This is a genomic window from Pseudocolwellia sp. G5-9 (genome assembly GCF_055808995.1).
Window position 1 is genome coordinate 2,774,671 of record NZ_CM147893.1, and the last position, 19,088, is coordinate 2,793,758.

17 protein-coding genes are annotated in these 19,088 nt (G+C 35.3%); 10 read left to right on the forward strand and 7 right to left on the reverse strand.

All coding sequences use genetic code 11. The annotated features are described in order from the left end of the window. Window positions 1–119 precede the first annotated feature (119 nt). Entirely contained in the window at window positions 120–1,127 is a 1,008-nt protein-coding gene (locus tag AC0L5Q_RS11980) for a GlxA family transcriptional regulator (protein ID WP_473608479.1), read from the forward strand. Between the two features lie 6 nt (window positions 1,128–1,133). On the opposite strand, the gene AC0L5Q_RS11985 is transcribed toward AC0L5Q_RS11980, so the two are convergent. After that, complete coding sequence (locus AC0L5Q_RS11985; RefSeq protein WP_473608483.1) at window positions 1,134–1,439, reverse strand: ArsR/SmtB family transcription factor; 306 nt, start codon at window positions 1,437–1,439, stop codon at window positions 1,134–1,136. A gap of 174 nt (window positions 1,440–1,613) precedes the next feature. Here AC0L5Q_RS11985 and AC0L5Q_RS11990 point away from each other — a divergent pair, with 174 nt between their 5' ends. From AC0L5Q_RS11990 to AC0L5Q_RS12000, 3 genes are read left to right on the forward strand one after another with little or no spacing between them, the layout of a single operon-like run. After that, window positions 1,614–4,127, forward strand: coding sequence for an efflux RND transporter permease subunit (locus tag AC0L5Q_RS11990; RefSeq protein WP_473608486.1), 2,514 nt, complete (start codon window positions 1,614–1,616; stop codon window positions 4,125–4,127). A 1-nt stretch (window position 4,128) separates the two neighbouring features. Then, complete coding sequence (locus AC0L5Q_RS11995; protein WP_473608489.1) at window positions 4,129–4,956, forward strand: outer membrane lipoprotein-sorting protein; 828 nt, start codon at window positions 4,129–4,131, stop codon at window positions 4,954–4,956. Window positions 4,957–4,958: 2 nt separating this feature from the next. Beyond that, window positions 4,959–6,308 (forward strand): hypothetical protein, encoded by a 1,350-nt coding sequence (locus AC0L5Q_RS12000; protein ID WP_473608493.1) that lies wholly within the window; start codon window positions 4,959–4,961, stop codon window positions 6,306–6,308. Window positions 6,309–6,413: 105 nt separating this feature from the next. On the opposite strand, the gene efp is transcribed toward AC0L5Q_RS12000, so the two are convergent. After that, a complete protein-coding gene (efp, locus tag AC0L5Q_RS12005) occupies window positions 6,414–6,983 on the reverse strand; it encodes an elongation factor P (RefSeq protein WP_076420143.1) in 570 nt (189 codons plus the stop codon). Window positions 6,984–7,310: 327 nt separating this feature from the next. Between efp and epmB the strand changes: the two genes are divergently transcribed. Both epmB and AC0L5Q_RS12015 read left to right on the forward strand, forming a co-directional pair. Then, window positions 7,311–8,306: an EF-P beta-lysylation protein EpmB gene (gene epmB / locus AC0L5Q_RS12010; protein WP_473618295.1), complete on the forward strand. Its 996-nt coding sequence runs from the start codon at window positions 7,311–7,313 to the stop codon at window positions 8,304–8,306. A gap of 85 nt (window positions 8,307–8,391) precedes the next feature. Continuing rightward, complete coding sequence (locus AC0L5Q_RS12015) at window positions 8,392–8,703, forward strand: hypothetical protein (RefSeq protein ID WP_473608497.1); 312 nt, start codon at window positions 8,392–8,394, stop codon at window positions 8,701–8,703. 181 nt (window positions 8,704–8,884) lie between these two features. Here AC0L5Q_RS12015 and AC0L5Q_RS12020 read toward each other — a convergent pair whose 3' ends face one another. The 3 genes from AC0L5Q_RS12020 to AC0L5Q_RS12030 form a co-directional block, all read right to left on the reverse strand. After that, on the reverse strand, window positions 8,885–12,436 hold the full coding sequence (locus AC0L5Q_RS12020) for an EAL domain-containing protein (protein ID WP_473608499.1): 3,552 nt from the start codon (window positions 12,434–12,436) through the stop codon (window positions 8,885–8,887). A 165-nt stretch (window positions 12,437–12,601) separates the two neighbouring features. Then, window positions 12,602–13,099, reverse strand: coding sequence for a DUF3016 domain-containing protein (locus AC0L5Q_RS12025; protein WP_473608503.1), 498 nt, complete (start codon window positions 13,097–13,099; stop codon window positions 12,602–12,604). Window positions 13,100–13,214: 115 nt separating this feature from the next. Further along, window positions 13,215–13,679 carry a hypothetical protein gene (locus AC0L5Q_RS12030; protein WP_473608507.1) on the reverse strand — a complete coding sequence of 155 codons (465 nt, stop codon included), beginning with the start codon at window positions 13,677–13,679 and terminating at the stop codon, window positions 13,215–13,217. A 96-nt stretch (window positions 13,680–13,775) separates the two neighbouring features. On the opposite strand from AC0L5Q_RS12030, the gene AC0L5Q_RS12035 reads away from it, so the two are divergent. The 3 genes from AC0L5Q_RS12035 to AC0L5Q_RS12045 all read left to right on the forward strand — a co-directional run bounded on the left by AC0L5Q_RS12035 (window position 13,776) and on the right by AC0L5Q_RS12045 (window position 15,763). After that, the gene (locus AC0L5Q_RS12035; RefSeq protein WP_473608510.1) at window positions 13,776–14,381 is read left to right on the forward strand and encodes a Crp/Fnr family transcriptional regulator; all 606 of its coding nucleotides are present in this window, start codon (window positions 13,776–13,778) and stop codon (window positions 14,379–14,381) included. A 77-nt stretch (window positions 14,382–14,458) separates the two neighbouring features. Beyond that, on the forward strand, window positions 14,459–14,914 hold the full coding sequence (locus AC0L5Q_RS12040) for a DMT family transporter (RefSeq protein WP_473608514.1): 456 nt from the start codon (window positions 14,459–14,461) through the stop codon (window positions 14,912–14,914). A gap of 27 nt (window positions 14,915–14,941) precedes the next feature. Further along, window positions 14,942–15,763 carry an arylamine N-acetyltransferase family protein gene (locus AC0L5Q_RS12045; RefSeq protein ID WP_473608517.1) on the forward strand — a complete coding sequence of 274 codons (822 nt, stop codon included), beginning with the start codon at window positions 14,942–14,944 and terminating at the stop codon, window positions 15,761–15,763. Between the two features lie 105 nt (window positions 15,764–15,868). Here AC0L5Q_RS12045 and AC0L5Q_RS12050 read toward each other — a convergent pair whose 3' ends face one another. After that, window positions 15,869–17,026, reverse strand: coding sequence for a benzoate/H(+) symporter BenE family transporter (locus AC0L5Q_RS12050; RefSeq protein WP_473608522.1), 1,158 nt, complete (start codon window positions 17,024–17,026; stop codon window positions 15,869–15,871). Between the two features lie 96 nt (window positions 17,027–17,122). On the opposite strand from AC0L5Q_RS12050, the gene AC0L5Q_RS12055 reads away from it, so the two are divergent. Continuing rightward, on the forward strand, window positions 17,123–17,650 hold the full coding sequence (locus tag AC0L5Q_RS12055; RefSeq protein WP_473618296.1) for a helix-turn-helix domain-containing protein: 528 nt from the start codon (window positions 17,123–17,125) through the stop codon (window positions 17,648–17,650). Between the two features lie 89 nt (window positions 17,651–17,739). On the opposite strand, the gene tyrS is transcribed toward AC0L5Q_RS12055, so the two are convergent. Further along, window positions 17,740–18,939, reverse strand: coding sequence for a tyrosine--tRNA ligase (tyrS, locus tag AC0L5Q_RS12060; RefSeq protein ID WP_473608524.1), 1,200 nt, complete (start codon window positions 18,937–18,939; stop codon window positions 17,740–17,742). Window positions 18,940–19,088: the final 149 nt, after the last annotated feature.

A 19,088-nucleotide genomic window follows, 5' to 3' on the forward strand; every position in this document is an offset into this window, starting at 1 on the left:
ATAATGATCTAAAAATTGAATTAATTCATTCTACGACTAATTTTAAAACAAAAACATACATATAAAGCCAAAAATAGTGTAATAATAGCCAAAACATTATAACAGGTACATTTAACCTTATGAGCCATAAAAAGATAAGAAAAGTTAAAGTTGCTCTAATGCTCTATGACCATATGCTATCTACAAGTGTAAGTTTACCTGTAGAAATGTTACGAGCAGGTGAAGCTTTTGCTTTACGTAAAAATAAATTAGCGAAACGCTTATCTATTGAAATGGTAGGAGAAGATTTGTCCCCCGTGATCACTCGAGCATTAATAAAACTCCAGCCTGATTTTAATATTGAATTAGCCAGTAAGCCTGATTTTATTTTTATACCCAGCTTATGGCGAAACCCAAGGCCTTTGTTAAAAAAATACCCTAAGATGATTTCATGGTTAAAAAACATGTGGCAAAAAGGAGCGACTTTAGTAGGTGGAGGAACAGGCGTTTGTTTTATGGCAGAGTCAGGGGTGTTAAATAATCACCCTGCAACGACCCATTGGCATTATGTGGAACAATTTAAACGTGATTATCCTAAGGTTACGTTAAAACCGGACTTTTTTATTACGCAGTCGGATCGTATGTATTGTGCAGCGAGTTTAAATGCCTTAGCGGATATTGTTGTACATATTATTCACCAAACCTACGGCGAAGAAGCGGCACAGCATGTAGAGCGAAACTTCTCTCATGAAATAAGAAAACCTTACGAAGAGCAACGTTATTTAGAAGGGGGAGTAGACCGACACCCAGATGAGTTAATCACGCAAATTCAATTTTGGATGCGCACTAATTTGTCATCAACCCTTTCTATTAACAAACTGGCAAATAAGTTTAGTATTAGCCAAAGAACATTCACACGCAGGTTTAAGGCGGCTACAGGTGATACACCTTTAGAATACTGGAAAAAGGTAAGGCTAGAAACAGCACAAGAGTTATTAGCCTCAAGTAATTTATCTATGCAAGAAGTAGCATTTCAAATTGGTTTTCATGATCAGGCAAATTTAACACGCTTGTTTAAACAAACCTTAAAAATTACACCCAGAACATACCGAGCAACAGTGAGGAAGAAGTTATTTACGCAGCAGTAAAATCGGTTAACAAAATTCTGCTTCCAGAAATCCAATCAACTTAACAACCGCTGGGTTTGCAATACTATAGAAAATAGTTTGCGATTCTCTTCGAGTTTTTACCAAACCATCGTTACGTAATCTGGCTAAATGCTGAGATAAACTCGACTGACTTAAATCAATAAAACTATTAAGTTCAGTTACCGACATTTCTTTTTCACCTAAATGGCAAAGAATAAGTAATCGGTTTTCATTACTCATCGATTTTAGTAATTCTGCAACCTGCGTTGCTTTTGTTCGCATTTCTGCAATATCAATTGTGGGTATTGGCAAAAGTTAACTCTTAAAATATTTTTAGTGCAATAATTTTTGATATTACATTAGGAAGTGCTAATATAAAAGTACATTAGCATTTACTAATATACATAAAGGTCCATTTTGTTCTATTCCCGCGTTTTACAATTAGCCATAACTAAACCTAAATGGGTGTACTCTGTAGTAATAGCTATGGTCATTTTAAGCTTACTTATGATGCCAAGTTTGCAAATTGATACAGATCCTGAAAACATGTTGAGCAAAGAAGCTCCAGCACGCGTTTTCCATAATCAAACAAAAAGTAACTTCCTTATTAAAGATATGATTGTGGTGGGTATTGTCAGTAAAAGCAATATTTTCACCCCTGAATCGTTGCAAGTGGTAGACAAGTTAACTCACGAAATATTGAGTATCGACGGTGTAATAAAAGAAGATTTATTGTCGTTAAGTGTCGTAGACAATATTACGCAAGAAAGCTCCAACATAACCGATAGCTCAGCAAGCGTTATTCGTTTTGAATATTTAATGAAACAAGCGCCAGCTACATTACAAGCCAGTAAAAATATACAAGATGCTGTACAGCGTTTACCTATGCTGAAAAACACGCTGATATCTGGTGACAATAAAGCCATAGCAATTTATGTTCCTATCAAAGCAAAAGATTTAAGCTACCCTATCGCTGAAAAAATAAGAGCTTTTACTGCCACTTACACAACCGACTTAAATTTTCACATAACAGGCTTACCTATTGCCGAAGATCAATTTGGTTATGAAATGTTCGTACAAATGGGCGTAGCAGCACCGTTAGCGGGTTTAGCCATATTTGCTTTACTCTGGTACTTTTTCAGAAACATTCCTTTGATTATTGCCCCGATGATTGTCGCGATGGCAACTGTAATTATTATAATGGGCTCGCTTATTGGTTTTGGCTTTACTGTGCATATTATGTCTTCCATGATTGCCATATTTCTGATGCCTATTGCCGTTGTTGACTCGGTTCATATTCTCTCAGAATTTGCCGATCGCTTTAAAAAAGGAGATAACGCAAATGACGTAGTAGCCCAAGTAATGAGCCACTTATATACGCCTATGCTATTTACTTCGGTTACCTCAGCCGTAGGTTTTTACTCACTTATTTTAACGCCTATTCCACCGGTAAAAATATTTGGTGCTTTTATTGGTACAGGTATATTGCTGGCTTTTGTTTTAACCATTACCTTTATTCCTGCTTATATTTCTCGATTAAAACCCGAAACATTAGAAAAATTACAAGTGGCTATTATTCGCTTAGAAGCAAAAGGAACACTCTCTTCGTTTCTGACTAAATTAGGTGCTTTTTCAGTATCAAAAAGTAAATTTATTTTAGTCACTTTTGTCGCGTTATTTGCTGTAAGTATTCAAGGTATTACACGCATTGAAATTAACGACAATCCTGTCAATTGGTTTAAATCGGATCATGAAATACGTATTGCGGATAAAGTATTAAATGAACATTTTGCAGGTACCTACGACGCATGGTTAGTATTTACTAATACCAAAAAGACGTCAGAAAAGTCATACGAAAAATTTACACAAATACTCTCTACTATCTCAAATGAGTCTGACGAAGCAAAGGCTCTTCAACAATTTGTAAAACAATGGCACGACTCATCTCAACAACAAGCATTTTTCAGCCAAGAATTACTCATGTTAATAGACGACTTAAGTTTTTCTGTTGATGAAGCAGCTCAAAACAAAGTAGAACAATTAATTACGCTAACCGATGCAGAGTTCAATCAAAGTAAAGTGTTTTTAGATCCGAGTCTACTTGCATGGATGAGTACGTTACAAAACGAATTACTACAAACTGAACTCGTAGGAAAAGTAAATGGCTTAACGGATATTGTAAAAACAGTAAACCGAGAACTAAACTCGGGCGAAGCGAGCGACTTTGTTATTCCACAAAGCGCTAATGGTGTTGCTCAAACGTTATTACAATATCAATCATCTCATCGTCCACAAGACTTATGGCACTTTGTAACTAAAGACTATCAACAATCTTTATTATGGTTACAAATGACCAGCGGAGACAATCAACACACCACCAAAGTGGTTAATTGGGTTAAGCAATACATTGATAAAAACCCACTCCCAGCAGGCATCAATTATCAATGGGCAGGAAAGTCTTATCTCAATATAGTGTGGCAAGACGCCATGGTAAACGGCATGATCGACAGCTTAATTTCATCATTCGTGATTGTATTTTTAATGATGGTATTATTATTTAGATCCCTTAAATATGGTATTTTAGCCATGTTACCTCTTACCTTTACTATCACCATGATTTATGGGCTCATTGGCTGGACAGGTAAAGCGTACGATATGCCTATCGCCGTATTATCAGCACTTACCTTAGGGCTTTCTATCGACTTTGCTATTCACTTTTTACAAAGAGTTAGAGAGCTAGAAAAAGAAACGCAAAGTTTATCAGCCGCATTAACCTTGATGTTTAACGAACCCGCTAGAGCCATTTCGCGTAATGCAATTGTTATAGCCATAGGGTTTACTCCATTATTACTTTCGCCTTTAATGCCCTATATTACCGTTGGCGTGTTTTTAGCAAGTATTATGGCGCTATCAGCTTTAGTCACTTTAGTCTTATTACCCACATTAATGACGCTGTTTTCTTCTGAAAGCATTGCCATTAATAGCAAAAAGGATAATTAACATGAAACCATCTTATTCATTATTTTCATCTAAGGTTTTATTTACCCCGTTATTACTTTTATTCTCTTTCAGCTTGTATAGCGTAAGTACTAATGCCGCTGATGCTGAAATGGATGTGAATAACATTATTGCTAAGGCTAATAGTGTGTCGTATTACAACGCTGACGATGGTAAAGCTCAAGCTCGTATGATTATTGTAGACGCTCAAAGCAATAAACAAATGCGACAATTTACAATTTTACGTAAAGACCAAAAAGAGTTGGGCGATCAAAACATGTTGGTAATTTTTTCTCGGCCTACCGATGTAGAAGGTACCGTTTTTAGCGTGAATAAAAAAATTAATGACGACGACGATCGTTGGTTATATCTACCCGCATTAGACTTAGTTAAACGTATATCAGCAGGCGACAAACGAACGTCGTTTGTAGGCTCGCATTTTCTTTACGAAGATGTTTCAGGCAGAAACCCAAAAGAAGACACCTTTACGTTAGTGAAAACAACCGATAAGTATTATGTTATTAAGGCAATACCTAACGATCCAAACAGTGTTGAATTTGCCCATTATGAAATAAAAATAGATAAGACGACGTTTCTTCCCGTTGAAGTAAATTATTACAATAGTAACAACGAAAACACGCGTCGAATGGAAGTACTAAAAACAGAACTTATTGACGGTTTTACTACTGTGTTACATTCTAAAATCACACAACTATCGGATGGTAGTTACACCGAAATGCAATTTAGAAAAGTAGAGTACAATTTAGGCTTTCCTGATAGCATATTTTCAGAGCGTAGTTTACGTAACCCTCCTAAAGCATGGCTACAATAAGCATGTTAAAACATTTTAAATATTCTCGTTACGCCCGAAAACTACTGGGTTTGTTAATATTATGCTCCTACCCTCTTCACGCTGCACAAAACAGTACAGATGATTGGGCTGACGATGGTTGGGGCGATGATGAAGCCGTATCGCCATGGAAAATATCAGGCTTTATTGAGGGGGCTTATGGGCGTTTCACTCAAAACCAAACACAAATAAATACATTAAGTGAAAGCGAAAACCTTTATTCAAACTCGCGCTCCAATAGTCCTCTTGAAGAAGTAAGAGCAAGAATAAATGTTAATTATTCCACCTTACATTTCGATATAACCGCAAAAGGAGAGCTATTGTTTGATCAGGTACTTAACAAAAATAAGCTCTTAGTGCGTGAACTTAATATTCAAGCAAGCCCTTTCGATTTTCTTGATATAAAAATAGGTAAACAAGTCCTCACTTGGGGAACAGCCGACTACTTATTTATTAACGACTTATTTCCTAAAGATTGGCAGTCATTTTTTTCAGGGCGAGACGACGAGTACCTAAAAGCTCCGTCTAACAGTGTTAAAACCTCTTGGTTTATAAACGGCTATACCTTAGATGTTGTGTGGACTCCTGAATTTACCGAAGACAACTTTATTCGCGGTGAGCGTTTCTCATTTTATTCGCCGCAATTACAACAGCAAATTGCACCTGAGAATTTTACTTATCAAGAACCCAACGATGAACAATGGTTTACTCGCTTATCTACCACGCAACAAGGTGTTGAATATGCGCTATACGGCTACAAAGGAAGATGGACCACGCCTGAAGGAATAAACTCAAGTCAACTCCCCTACTTTCCTAAAATGAACTCAGTAGGCGCCAGCATTAGAGCACCTTTGTACAAAGGACTTTTTAACGCGGAAATTGTTAACTACAACAGCATAGAAAATACTGAAGCCTATCACTCAAACACGTACTTTGTCCCCCATAGCCAACAACGCTTTTTAATCGGTTACGAAACTGAATTAATAAAAAACGTAACGCTAAATACTCAATATTACGTAGAACACACTAAAAATTATGCACAGCTCGCTAGCTCGTATGCCTACCCCGAACAACTAAAAGACAGAAATAGGCAACTATTCACGGCAAGATTAACCATACGCGCCTTACAACAAACCTTGGTGTATTCTATTTTTACCTTTTATTCGCCTACCGATCACGACGGGTATTTAAAATCATCGATAAGTTACAGGCAAAACGACCATTGGTTATACAGTGTGGGAGCAAATGTGTTTTGGGGGAAAGAAGATTTTACTTTTTTTGGACAACATCAAAAAAATTCAAACATTTGGGCAAAGGTTAGGTATCAGTTTTAACTGATAATACCTAAGATAATACGGATCAATGATGATTAATATAACAGCCACAAACAAAAAAGCTCACATAACGTGAGCTTTCATATCTATTCTACACAACTTAGCTTATTTAGACGCTCTAGATACGTAATCACCTGTTCTTGTATCAACTTTTACTACTTCACCTATTTGAACAAATAAAGGTACACGAATAACAGCGCCAGTAGATAATGTAGCGGGTTTACCACCAGTACCTGCCGTATCACCTTTCAAACCAGGATCAGTTTCAGTAATTTCAAGCTCCACAAAATTAGGTGGTACTACCGAAATAGGCGAATTGTTCCATAATGTTATAGTACAAAGATCAGCTTCAACTAACCATTTAGTCGCATCGGCTACGGCTTTTTCGTCAGCAGCAACTTGCTCAAATGTTTCATTGTTCATGAAATGCCAAAACTCACCGTCTGTATATAAGTAAGCAAGTTCTATATCCATTACATCTGCGCCTTCTACTGAATCGCCAGATTTAAATGTTTTTTCAAGTACTTTACCTGAAACAAGTTTACGGATTTTTACACGGTTGAATGCTTGGCCTTTACCCGGTTTAACAATTTCGTTTTCAAGAATGTTACAAGGTTCGTCATCAAGCATGATTTTAAGACCAGCTTTAAATTGGTTTGTGCTGTAATTAGCCATGATAATTGTGCTCTATATGAATGCTGAGATTTTTAATGCTGCAAATAATACTCTTTATGGCACTCTTTTTCACGGCATTTTGCCTGCTTTTTAACTAATTGTTTTATTTAATGGGTTTTTACGGCTGCTCCCCCTGCAACGAGAGGCAAATTAATTAGCACCATTTTATTTCTTTCATCTAAGGCCTCGTTGCTTTGTGTAAAGCATAAGACTAAAATTAGCGCGCTAACTACAATCAAATCAAACAATAAACCACACCAACAAGGGCAAGCTATTTTGTCGCGAATAAATACTCAAGTAAGCAGTCTAGCTAATACTGAAATTAATATGACAGATACCACGCCTAACACTTGGCAAAAAGAATTAGCCAATGTAGTAACTGATCCGAAAGAGCTACTTGAGCTGCTAGATATTGACCCAAATAACTACCTTCAACATTTTAAAGCAAGGCAGTTATTTCCCGTTAGAGTACCGCGCCCTTTTATTAAAAAAATGAAAAAAGGCGATATTAACGATCCCCTATTAAAGCAAGTAATGCCATTACATAGTGAATTTGTGATCACAGATGGTTTTACGACAGACCCCCTTGAAGAACACGACACAGTTGCAAAAGGCTTATTGCACAAATACAAACATAGAGTGTTAATGATTGTAAAAGCAGGCTGTGCCATTAATTGTAGATATTGTTTTAGACGGCATTTTCCTTACCAAGACAACAGCCCAAGTAAAGCTGACTGGCAAGAGGCGCTCTCTTATATTGCTAAGCACGATGAAATTAACGAAGTTATATTTAGTGGCGGCGACCCTTTAATGGCTAATGACGACCATTTAGCTTGGTTAATAACACAAATAGAAGTAATACCTCATGTTTCTCGCCTTAGGATCCATACTCGCTTGCCTGTTGTTATACCGCAACGTATTACGTCAGCATTTGTGTCGCAATTACAAAATAGTCGTTTAAAAACAACCGTAGTGCTACACATTAATCACCCTAACGAAATAAACCAAGAACTTGCAGATGCATTAGAGCCTTTAAGAGCTGCACGTATTCCTTTGTTTAATCAAAGTGTTTTATTAAAAGCCATTAATGATGAAGCAAAGATATTAGCAAGTTTAAGTGAAAAACTTTTTGATACAGGTATTCAGCCTTATTACTTACACATGTTTGATAAAGTACAAGGTGTAGCGCACTTTGAAGTAGAAGAACAAACGGCCATTAATATTGTTAACGAAACTATGGCAATATTACCGGGATTTTTAATGCCTAAATTAGTAAGAGAAATTGCTGGCGAAGCTAACAAAACCCCTATTAATTTGACATAATAGCCGCAAAATATATGCACATTGTCCAAATCAGCTAACGATATGAGTTTGCGGTTTGGCTATCTAAATAAAAGAGCTTTAATTTATGACCAACGCTGTAAACCAACAATTACTTGATAATATTTCACTTGTGTTAAAAAAATCGTTAGCGGCAGATGCTACCTTAGCGGATTTAAGAGAAAAGAAACAAGCGGGCTTTGAAGCTGTATTTAAAAAAGAAGCGGGCTTTAAATCTAGCGCTAATACTTTTCAACCTTATGTTGAAGAGTTAGCCGATGATTTTATGTTGTGGCAAAAAAATAACGACCAAACCTTATTAATTAGTATTGTTAAAAAAATAGAGCAGTTATTTATTGTATTAGGAAATTTTGAACAAGCACACCAACAAACCCATTAATAAAGAAGAGCTCTTTTAGAGTTTACCATACCATTTCAATACACGAGTTATATACCCGTTACCAATCAAGAGGCTATTTCAGAGCGCTTGAGTGATATGGGTAGAGCTATTTAAACTCTAACTTTTAATCTGAACAAAGTTCATAATCAAAAGCTCAATAGTCACTTCTATTTTTAACTGATTATTTTTCATTATTTTTTTGAATAAGAGCAGAGAAATGCTCAGTAGGCATAGGTCGCCCTAATAAATAACCTTGCCCATAATCACAATGATATTTATGTAAAAAATCTAGTTGTGCTTCTGTTTCTATACCTTCAGCAACAACCTTAATGCTTAATTTTTTAGCCATTAATAATATTGTTTCTATTAATGTTTCTGCGGAAGGTTCTTTACCAATAGCATCTACAAAGCTACGATCTATTTTAATAATATCTACAGGAAATTTAATTAAATAACTCAATGAAGAATAACCTGTACCAAAGTCGTCAATCGCAATTTTTATTCCATACCCTTTTAATATATTTAATACATTAAGGGCTTTGTCGGAATCATTTGTTAATAAGCGCTCTGTTATTTCGATAGTAATATCTAATTGTTGACTTAACTGGTGAATAGAAGCCATCCAACTATCTAGCGCTTTATCTTTAGTATGGAAAATTCGAGGAGAGATGTTAATTGTCAATCCAACATTATGACCTTGTTGATTAATAGTAATAAGTTCTCGAGCTGAATATTCTAACATTGCAAGATCAAGTTTATTAATCAAGCCTGACTCTTCTGCTAGATCTATAAATTCAGACGGGGATATGAAAGTACCATCACTTTGCTGCCATCTTGCTAACGACTCACATTTACACACATGATTTGTTTGCAAATCGATTATAGGCTGGAAGTAAGGTTTTATTTCTTTCTCTTCTATAGCAATAATAAGATCATTCAGTAAATTATGACGGTATTCTGACTTAACTTGCATTTCTCTAGTGTAAAATTGACAACCATTTCTTCCACTATTTTTAACTTCATACATGGCCTGATCTGCTTTTTGAATCAAAGCATCTGCACTAGTCGTATCATCTGGATATAAAGCTATACCAATACTTGCACTACAGTGTAGTAATTTGTCATCAAGCTCATAACTTTGCTGCATGGCTTCATGTATTTTATCACTAACCTTCAATGCATCAGAATACAAATGAATATCAGCGAGAATAACACCAAATTCATCACCACTTAAACGCGATACCGTATCGTAATTACGCACACAATGACTAATACGTTCTGCAGCTGCAACTAATAATTTATCTCCCATTTGATGACCATGATTATCATTAATCGGTTTAAATCTATCTAAATCAATAAAGAGTACGGCAACTTTATTATCTTTTCTTTTTGCAGTTTCCATCGCATTAACCAAACGATCGTTAAATAAAATACGATTAGGTAAATTAGTTAAAGCATCATATGTTGCTTGGCGTTCTATAAGTTTAGCACTGAGTACTTTATCAGTTACATCTTGCATAGTTCCTGTTACTACACTTTCACCTTCTTCCTCTGACACGCTCACAATAACCCTAAGCCAAATCTTAGCGCCTTTGACTTGGTTTAATTGTAAATCAAGTTCAAAAGATTCATTTGAAAGCCCAGCTTGTTCTATTTTATCTTTCCATACATTAAAAGCTTCAGCATCAAAGAAACCGGCAATATCGTCCAAACTTCTTGGACAATAGTCTAATGGCTTACCTAATAAACTAGACGATTGTTTAGACCATTCTAAAAACATTAAATGTTTATCTAACTTCCAGCCACCAATTTTTGCAACTTGACCAACATTCTCAAGTAGTTGTTGATTCGTTAAAATTGTCGTTTGAAGATGATGTTTTTCTTTTTGTTGACGTATACGAACTATGGAAAAAATACAAATAATTAAGGCAGATATAACCAATACCATTCTAAATATAGTAACGTTGGTTGCGCCATGCCCTATCATTTCATTCGGTGTTGCTGCTAAGTGCCAAGTACCAGCACCAACATTAATTGCCGTTTGAATAACATCAGGATCATTAAACGTGGCTTCGTCACCAAAAAATACAGGGCCATATTTACCATTAGTATCAAAACTACGTATCGCTAAATTAAAATGTTTTACGCTGGCTAATATACCTGACTGCATATACAACTTATCAGCATCAAGTGGCGCTGAAATAATTCCCCATAATCTTCTATTCTCACCATTTCCGGTATAAATAGGCGCTCGTCCAATAAATGCGGTACCACCTCTAACTAATTGAATTGGTCCTACAACCATTAATTGTCCTGTCTTTATAACTTTTAACACGGAATCTTTGAGTTCAGGAACTTTTAGATATTCGAGACCAATCACCTTGTCAACATCCTCTAAGGGATAAATATAGTTAACAACAAGGTCTTTAGCGGCCCCAATACTTACTAGCATGGGTTCTTTTCTATATATTTCTTGTGCGTAATTACTAAAATCTTCATAGGTTAGATCTGGCTCTGCAGAGATATAAGCTGCAAAGCCACTAAGCATTGATAAATTGGTTTGTAATTCGCCTTCCACTTTGGCGCTAATAGAACTGAGTTGACGGAACAAATTAAGCTTAGTGTGCTGCTTATGCTCATTCTCTAACACTTTGACAATTTGTATATCAATAATATAAGACAATAATAAAATACATATAATATTAAATATAATGTTTTGTTTATGCCAAGAAATGTAAGTTGCTACTAACAAAATGATGAGTAGAACAAACATCCAGATATTGGTTGATAAGTTATTTTTTTTATCTTGTGAATCGAAAAAAAACTCCTCTTTCACAAGATAAGAATGCACGAGACCCAATTCGCGCATTTTATCATTCATGGTAATCCAACGATTTGGATCTGTATCACCAATCTTTTGTTGCGGGTAGTTAATTAAATCATCAATTAAGTTGGCATAGGCCATATTATATTTGTAGTTATCTGCATAGTTGAAAACATATCTAGGCAGTTTATCCGTAATTTTTTTAGCTATTTCTTCTTTATGCTGCAGTGCATAATGCCAACCTTTGATTGAAGCTGAAACAAAGTTAGCAACAAGCTCAGGATCCCGTTGTATGAGTTGTTGTGAGGTAAATAATGTATCTCCATAGAAATTAATTCCAAAGTCGGCAGGATCTAATTTATTAAGCTTTACCCCCCTTTCCTCAGCTTCATACGTGGCAGAAATATCGTAAGTAACAATAGCATCAACTTCATTTTTTATTAAAGCATCAACGGTATTGTCTGAATGAACAAAATTGATTTTTTCAAGATCAAATCCTTGCGTCATAAAAACAGCTTCTATTTCTGCTTTAGTTGTTCCACTAACGGGAATTCCTATGCGTAATTTTGCTAATTGTGAAAGGTTATCAATAGATGTGTCTGTTAAGGAAAATATAGCGGTTTGGCTTCGTTGAAAAAAAGAAGCTAACACAACTAAATCTAACCCCTTATCTTTTGAGGTTAAAATATCTAATCCACCAACAGCAAAATGGGCATTGCCGTTTTGTATTTCGTCTACCGGAAAAACTAAGGTGCCATCAGGGCGACTAATAGGGCGGATATCTACATCAATATCAAGGTCTTTGTAATATCCTTGCCAGAGTGCGGCATAATAGCCTGCAAACTGAAATTCGTGTTCCCATTTAAGTTGTAACACAACTTTATCTGCGCAAAATGCTTTTGAAACCATGCAACAGACAATAATAATTCCAAAAAATATTTTTTGCATTGAAGAAATTAAGTCATTTGGTATTTTGATTAAGCCTAGCAGAGTTTAGCTTTATTTTCTTTATAGCTGTTTTAAATATCTTAAATTAATCGACTAAAAATTCGTTGCGAATAATATTTAATCACTTTAAGATTTATCCATAAATGTATCTGCAAACCACTTATCTAGCATGACCTTTTCATAGCTCAGGCTTTTATTTTGATAACGCGAAAAAGATCCCATAAATACCATGTCTTTTAAATTAATTTCTCCTGACTGAGCAACCGACTTATCAGCATTCACTAATTGATACGAAAACTCTATACGAGGAAAATATATATCACGAATTACGCGAATTCTGTCCATGGTATCAAAACGCACGTCGCCAGCTAGATCAACATCTATTACTTTGATTTTAAGTATTTGTCCTTCTGGTAATTTTTCAGTCAATTTAGCAAAATGCTTTTCAAAGCTATTAAATATTCTTGCTTCAAATCGTGATTGACTTTCTGAACCTGCACGTATATCAGTATATTTATCTGGATTTTCCCATATAACTTCTGATTCACCTGCTGCAACATTCCATGTAATAACAAGCAATAAAAATGTTGCTACAGACACATTTAATACATTGGATATTTTCATATTGCCTCCTATTTTATTAATTTATAAATATACAGCATGTCTTATTTTGGCTACGAATCGAATCATAACTTTGTTAATATTTGTTACGAATAATATTTTAAGAAGATACAACCTACTACAGCTCACCTTCTATTTGACATATATTTTGTTTACACACGCTGTTTACGTTTTGATTGAACGAAGCACACACATTGCTATTATCAATGCCCTTGCCTTTTTCTTTTTTTAAAGCTTTTTTCACTAAAGAAGCACCTATAGTATTTACAGCAACAAAACAATTAAGATCCGGTTCTTTAGTATTCACTAAAACACATTGCTGTGATGTTGCACAGGTGAGATTTTTGATAATAACGCTTTTAAAATAATTAAGTTTATTTTCTTGTTCTTGCTGCTTATCAACCAAAGTTAATATTGCTTTAGAGGTGTTTTTATCAGAAGAGTTCAATTGTTTTTGTTGATCTAACTTTTGCTTTAATGCTGTAGTCGCTACTTCATTTTCCTTTAGCAAATATCCTAGACTTAATAAAACAATAACAAAGCCTAAACATACGATACCCATAACCGTTAACCATTTGTACATAATGTTCTCCTTTTTCAAAAAACAGATTATGGCGTAAATAATAATTTAAACTTATACAAATAAGAAATTTTTCAATAAGGTTGATACAATTATTTTATGATAAACAATGCCATTAAAAACCAAGCCTTTTTAGCTTTAAAAGCAACCATAAATGCTTATTATCCACTGTCTGATTCAACGTGGAATACATTCATTAAATTTTGCGAGTATAAAAGCATAGAGAAAAATGAAGCTTTATACCCAAGTGGACAAGTACCCCAGTCTTTCGCTTTTGTATATCAAGGTCTTTTTCGGGCTTTTAATATGGACAATAAGGGAAACGAATACAATAAAACCTTTTTTTATGAAAGGTGTTTTCCAGGTTCAATGACAGCTTTACTCACTGATTCTCCAACGACTATTACTATTGAGGCATTAGAACCTTCAATTATTATTACCATTAATTTTAAACAATACCGTCAACTACTATTAACCAGTGAAGACTTAAAATTATTCCAAATTTATTATTTAGAAAAAAACTGGCTATTAACAAAAGATGCGCGTGAAAACGAGATAATTCAAGAAGACGCGACCCAGCGTTATCAAAAGTTTTTACAAGAGTTTCCTGAACTAAGTCAACGATTAGCTCAATATCATATTGCGTCACACTTAGGTATTACACCAACACAGCTGAGTAGAATTCGAAAAAGTAATAAAACCTAAATTATCAACCTATGTAAATGCCTTAAAAAAATAACCAAGATAAAATCTAGTCACCTTACATAGCCACCTTAAACACAATGAATAACTTATTATTAATTGCAGCACTCGCTATTTTAGCAGGTGCGGCAATTGCGCTTCAATCAGCGTTAAATACACAATTGGGTATGCTATTAAACAGTCCGTTAATGGCGAGTAGTATTGCTTTTATACTAAGTGGGATATTTTCTTTTTCAACTTTATTATTATTAAACAACCCGTCAATATCATTCACAAATGCAGAAACAGTTCCTTTATATTTATGGTTTACAGGGAGTATATTTAGTGCTTTTGGCGTGAGTATGTTTTTTTATTTAGCTCCCAAAATAGGGCTTGGTTCTTTAATGTCGTACGCCTTAGGAGGGCAAATAGTTATGGCTATAATCATTAGTCATTTTGGCTGGTTTAATTTACCTATTAAGCCTTTATCAACCATAAAGGTTTTGGGTGTTATTACGCTAATTATGAGTATTACCATGATCAATTACGAACACTAACTTCTTATAAATAAAAACAGGTTCATCATGTCATTTAATAAAAACACCAAAACTTACCTCGAAGAATTAGAGCTAACTTTTGATAAACCCGATCTCAACTTTTTAAATAAACTACAAAGCGCTCATGTCGCTAAATATAGCTTTAATAATCTCGCGGTATTGTTAGGCCAAAACATAAAAATAGACAGCAAGAGTGTCTTTAACAAAATAGTCACTGAAGGCCGAGGTGGTTACTGTTTTGAACACAACAAACTGGTGTATGACACGCTGCAAGATCTCGGTTACAACGTACGTCTATTATTAGCAAAAGTTGTAAGTGACGTGGAACAAGAAGCACCAAGAACTCATCGTATAACCTTAGTTAACCTAAAAGGTGAACACTATATTGTAGATGCCGGTTTTGGTCCTTTTGGCTCGACTTATCCTATCAAACTGTCGTTAGATGAAGTGCAATCTCAAGGTTTTTATCATTACCGTGTTCAACAAGCTAAAACTAACGAATATAGCTTTGAAATAGAAAAAGAAGAGGGATTTTCCACCCTTTACTGTTTTAACTTAAATGAATATACCGAGGCAGATTGTAAAGTAAGCAACTTCTATTCATACCAATACCCTGAAGCAGTATTTGTGAATAACTTAGTGGTGTGTAACAAACTTGAAAAAGACATCCATTCATTACGTAACGGCCTATTTTTTCATATTACAAAAAGTGAAAAAGTAGAGGTTAAAATAACAAGCCCGTCTCTTTTGCAAAAAACGTTACTCAAATACTTCGCTTTAAATTTAACGATTGATGATTGCTCTTATTTGTTTAAAAAGTATATACAGGTATATACCGATGCCACTTAAAAGTGTTAGTTATAATACGTTTGAGCGGATCATGGCTAGTTTATAAAAGTCGTAAATAATAAAATGCTAAGAAGACAGTATTAGCCACTTTAGATGACACACATTTTATTGTCGCTCTCTCATAATAAACAAGGTAAGTATTCCTGCAATGAGTCCCCACAATACAGAGCTAATACCTAACATCATGAGATCTGACGCGGTAACAAGGAAGGTGATCATAGACGCTTCAACATACTTAGTGTCAGATAGAGATTGCTGAATACTATTCGATATGGTGGTAAATAATGCAATTCCTGCTAAAGCAAAAATTAATGACGAAGGAAATGTAGAAAAAACACCAATTAAATATCCTGAAAAAATCCCCATCAAAATATGAAAAACACCGCCAGCCATAGCTGCCCAATAACGCTTTTGCGGATCTTTATCTATTTCTTCGGTCATACAAATAGCCGCAGTTATCGCCGCTAAATTTAACGCATAACCACCAAAAGGTGCAGTGACTAAATTAGTCGCTCCCGTTACCGTTAGTGTTGCTGAAACTGGTGCTTTATAACCGTGCGCTTTTAACACGGCAATACCCGGTAAATTTTGTGCAGCCATGGTAACAATAAATAAAGGAATACCCACACTTAGTATGCCTTCCATAGATAATTGAGGAGCAGTATAAGAAAATTCAGCTACTGTAAATTGTGTATGACTTGGCAATATTAACCCTGTTTGCCACGCAACCAATACACCTACCGCTAAAACAAATATCATTGAATATTTTGGAAAAAAGCGTTTACTAACAAGGTATACCATAAACATAGAAAAAATAAGAAAAGGCGCTTCGTTCATATGATTAAACACACCAATACCAAAGTTAACTAGCACGCCAGCCAGCATAGCCGTTGCGAGTTGAAAAGGAATTTTATTCATTAACTTTTCAAACCAACCGGTAACACCGCAAAGTAAAATAAGTACCGCTGAAAACATAAAGCCAGCTATAGCCTCATTAATACTAACACCTTGGGCATTACTAATGAGTAATGCAGCCCCTGGAGTTGACCAAGCAATAAGAATAGGAATACGGTAAAAAAAGGATAACCCTATTGAAGTGATACCCAATGAAAGCCCCAACACCAGCAGCCAACTCGCAGCAAGGTTAGCATCACCACCCAAATTAATAACCGTTTGGTAAATGAGAGCAATAGTGCTCGCAAAACCAATAAGTACAGCAACAAACCCTGCAATAACAGAATTTAATACTCGATTGACTAACAAAGTGCTGCCTCCCATAATAATATCTTTATGTATTGTTTATAACATTGTGCGCAATAGCGCACAAGGAGAATTAAGATCAGCCTTCCACATAACATTATCGGTCTTCAATTAAAGTCTGCACGAAGTAACAAAAGTTGGAGCCTAGACACTACCAGTAAACATACAGGTGTATCAAAGGCAATGCTAGGACAAATAGAACGCGGAGAGTCTAGCCCAACGGTAAGTAAATTGTGGGAAATAGCAAATGGTTTTGAGTTACCACTGACTTATTTTTTCGGTGAATTAGCCACAAACAATACCCTGCCTGAAAAGCTTATTACCGAACAAAGTATCGCTATTGCAACCTTGTTTCCGTTTGATCCTAAAACCAAAAGTGAAATTTTTTTACTTACATTAGAACCCTTACATCAACATATGTCGGTACCGCATAATACAGGTGTAATAGAGCATCTCATCGTCATTGAAGGTGAAATGGAATATTGCATTAACAACCAATGGCATCATTTAAAACAAGGTGAGTTTGTTAAGTTTAATGCTGATGTAGAACATGGCTATCGTAACCTTTCGGATAAAAAAACCACTTTTCATAATATGATTTTTTATACGGGTGAAGAAAAATTTTAAGCAATATCGTTATAATCAGACACAAAAAAGCCAGTAAAATTACTGGCTTTAGTGGATAAGTTACTTACAGCTAAACGGTAAAATAGAGCTTATTTTACCGTAACTTTTGCAAACTTACGCTTACCTATTTGAAACACAGCACACGTGCCTACTTCAACGGCAAGTTTGTTATCTACAATTTTTTCACCGTCAATTTTTGCTGCGCCTTGTTTGATCATACGCATCGCTTCAGACGTACTTGCTGCTAACCCAGCGTCTTTAAATAAATTAGCGATAGCAATACTTCCATCTTCAGCCGTTACGTCTACTTCAGGAATTTCATCTGGCATTGCACCTTTTTGGAAACGATTAATAAACTCTTGATGAGCGGCTTCTGCTGCACTCTCATCATGAAAACGAGTGATTAATTCTTTCGCTAACGTAATTTTAATATCGCGAGGGTTAGTACCGTTTTCAATATCGGTTTTAAACGCTTCAATTTCAGCTATTGGCCTAAAGCTTAATAAATCAAAGTAACGCCACATGAGTACATCAGAAATAGACATAACTTTACCAAACATTTCTGTAGGGCTGTCTGTAATACCAATATAGTTATTTAATGATTTAGACATTTTTTGAACGCCGTCTAAACCTTCTAATAACGGCATCATTAATACAGTTTGCGGACGTTGCCCTTCAGACTTTTGTAATTCACGACCCATTAATAAATTGAATTTTTGATCAGTACCGCCTAATTCCACGTCAGATTCTAAAGCAACAGAATCCCAACCTTGTACTAACGGATACATAAATTCATGTATAGCTATTGCTTGGCCGCCAGCATAACGCTTTTTAAAATCGTCACGTTCCATCATGCGAGCAACAGTTTGACGAGAAGCCAGCTTTAACATACCAGCCGCACCTAACTTATCCATCCACGTAGAGTTAAAAGCTACGGTCGTTTTAGCAGGGTCTAAAATTTTAAACACTTGCTCTTTATACGTTTCAGCGTTTGATAACACATCTTCTTTCGTTAACGGCTTACGAGTAACATTTTTACCCGTTGGGTCGCCAATCATGCCAGTAAAGTCACCTATTAAAAAAATAACTTCGTGTCCAAGCTGTTGAAATTGACGCAACTTATTAATAAGAACCGTATGGCCTAAATGCAAATCTGGTGCTGTAGGATCAAAACCCGCTTTAATTTTTAAAGGTTTACCTTTCTTTAATTTTGCAAGTAATTCATCTTCTAGCAAGATTTCTTCTGCACCGCGTTTAATTTCGGCAAACGCTTGGCTGACATCAGTCATTAATGGCTCCAATTGGGATAATTTGTAAGATTTTATAGGCGAATTCTACTGCACTTTTTGCTTAGGATAAAACCCTATAGCTGTTGTATTTGCTTTTTTTTGTTATAGTTAGTAGTTCGCCAAAACATAAAACCTATACAATAGAAGTT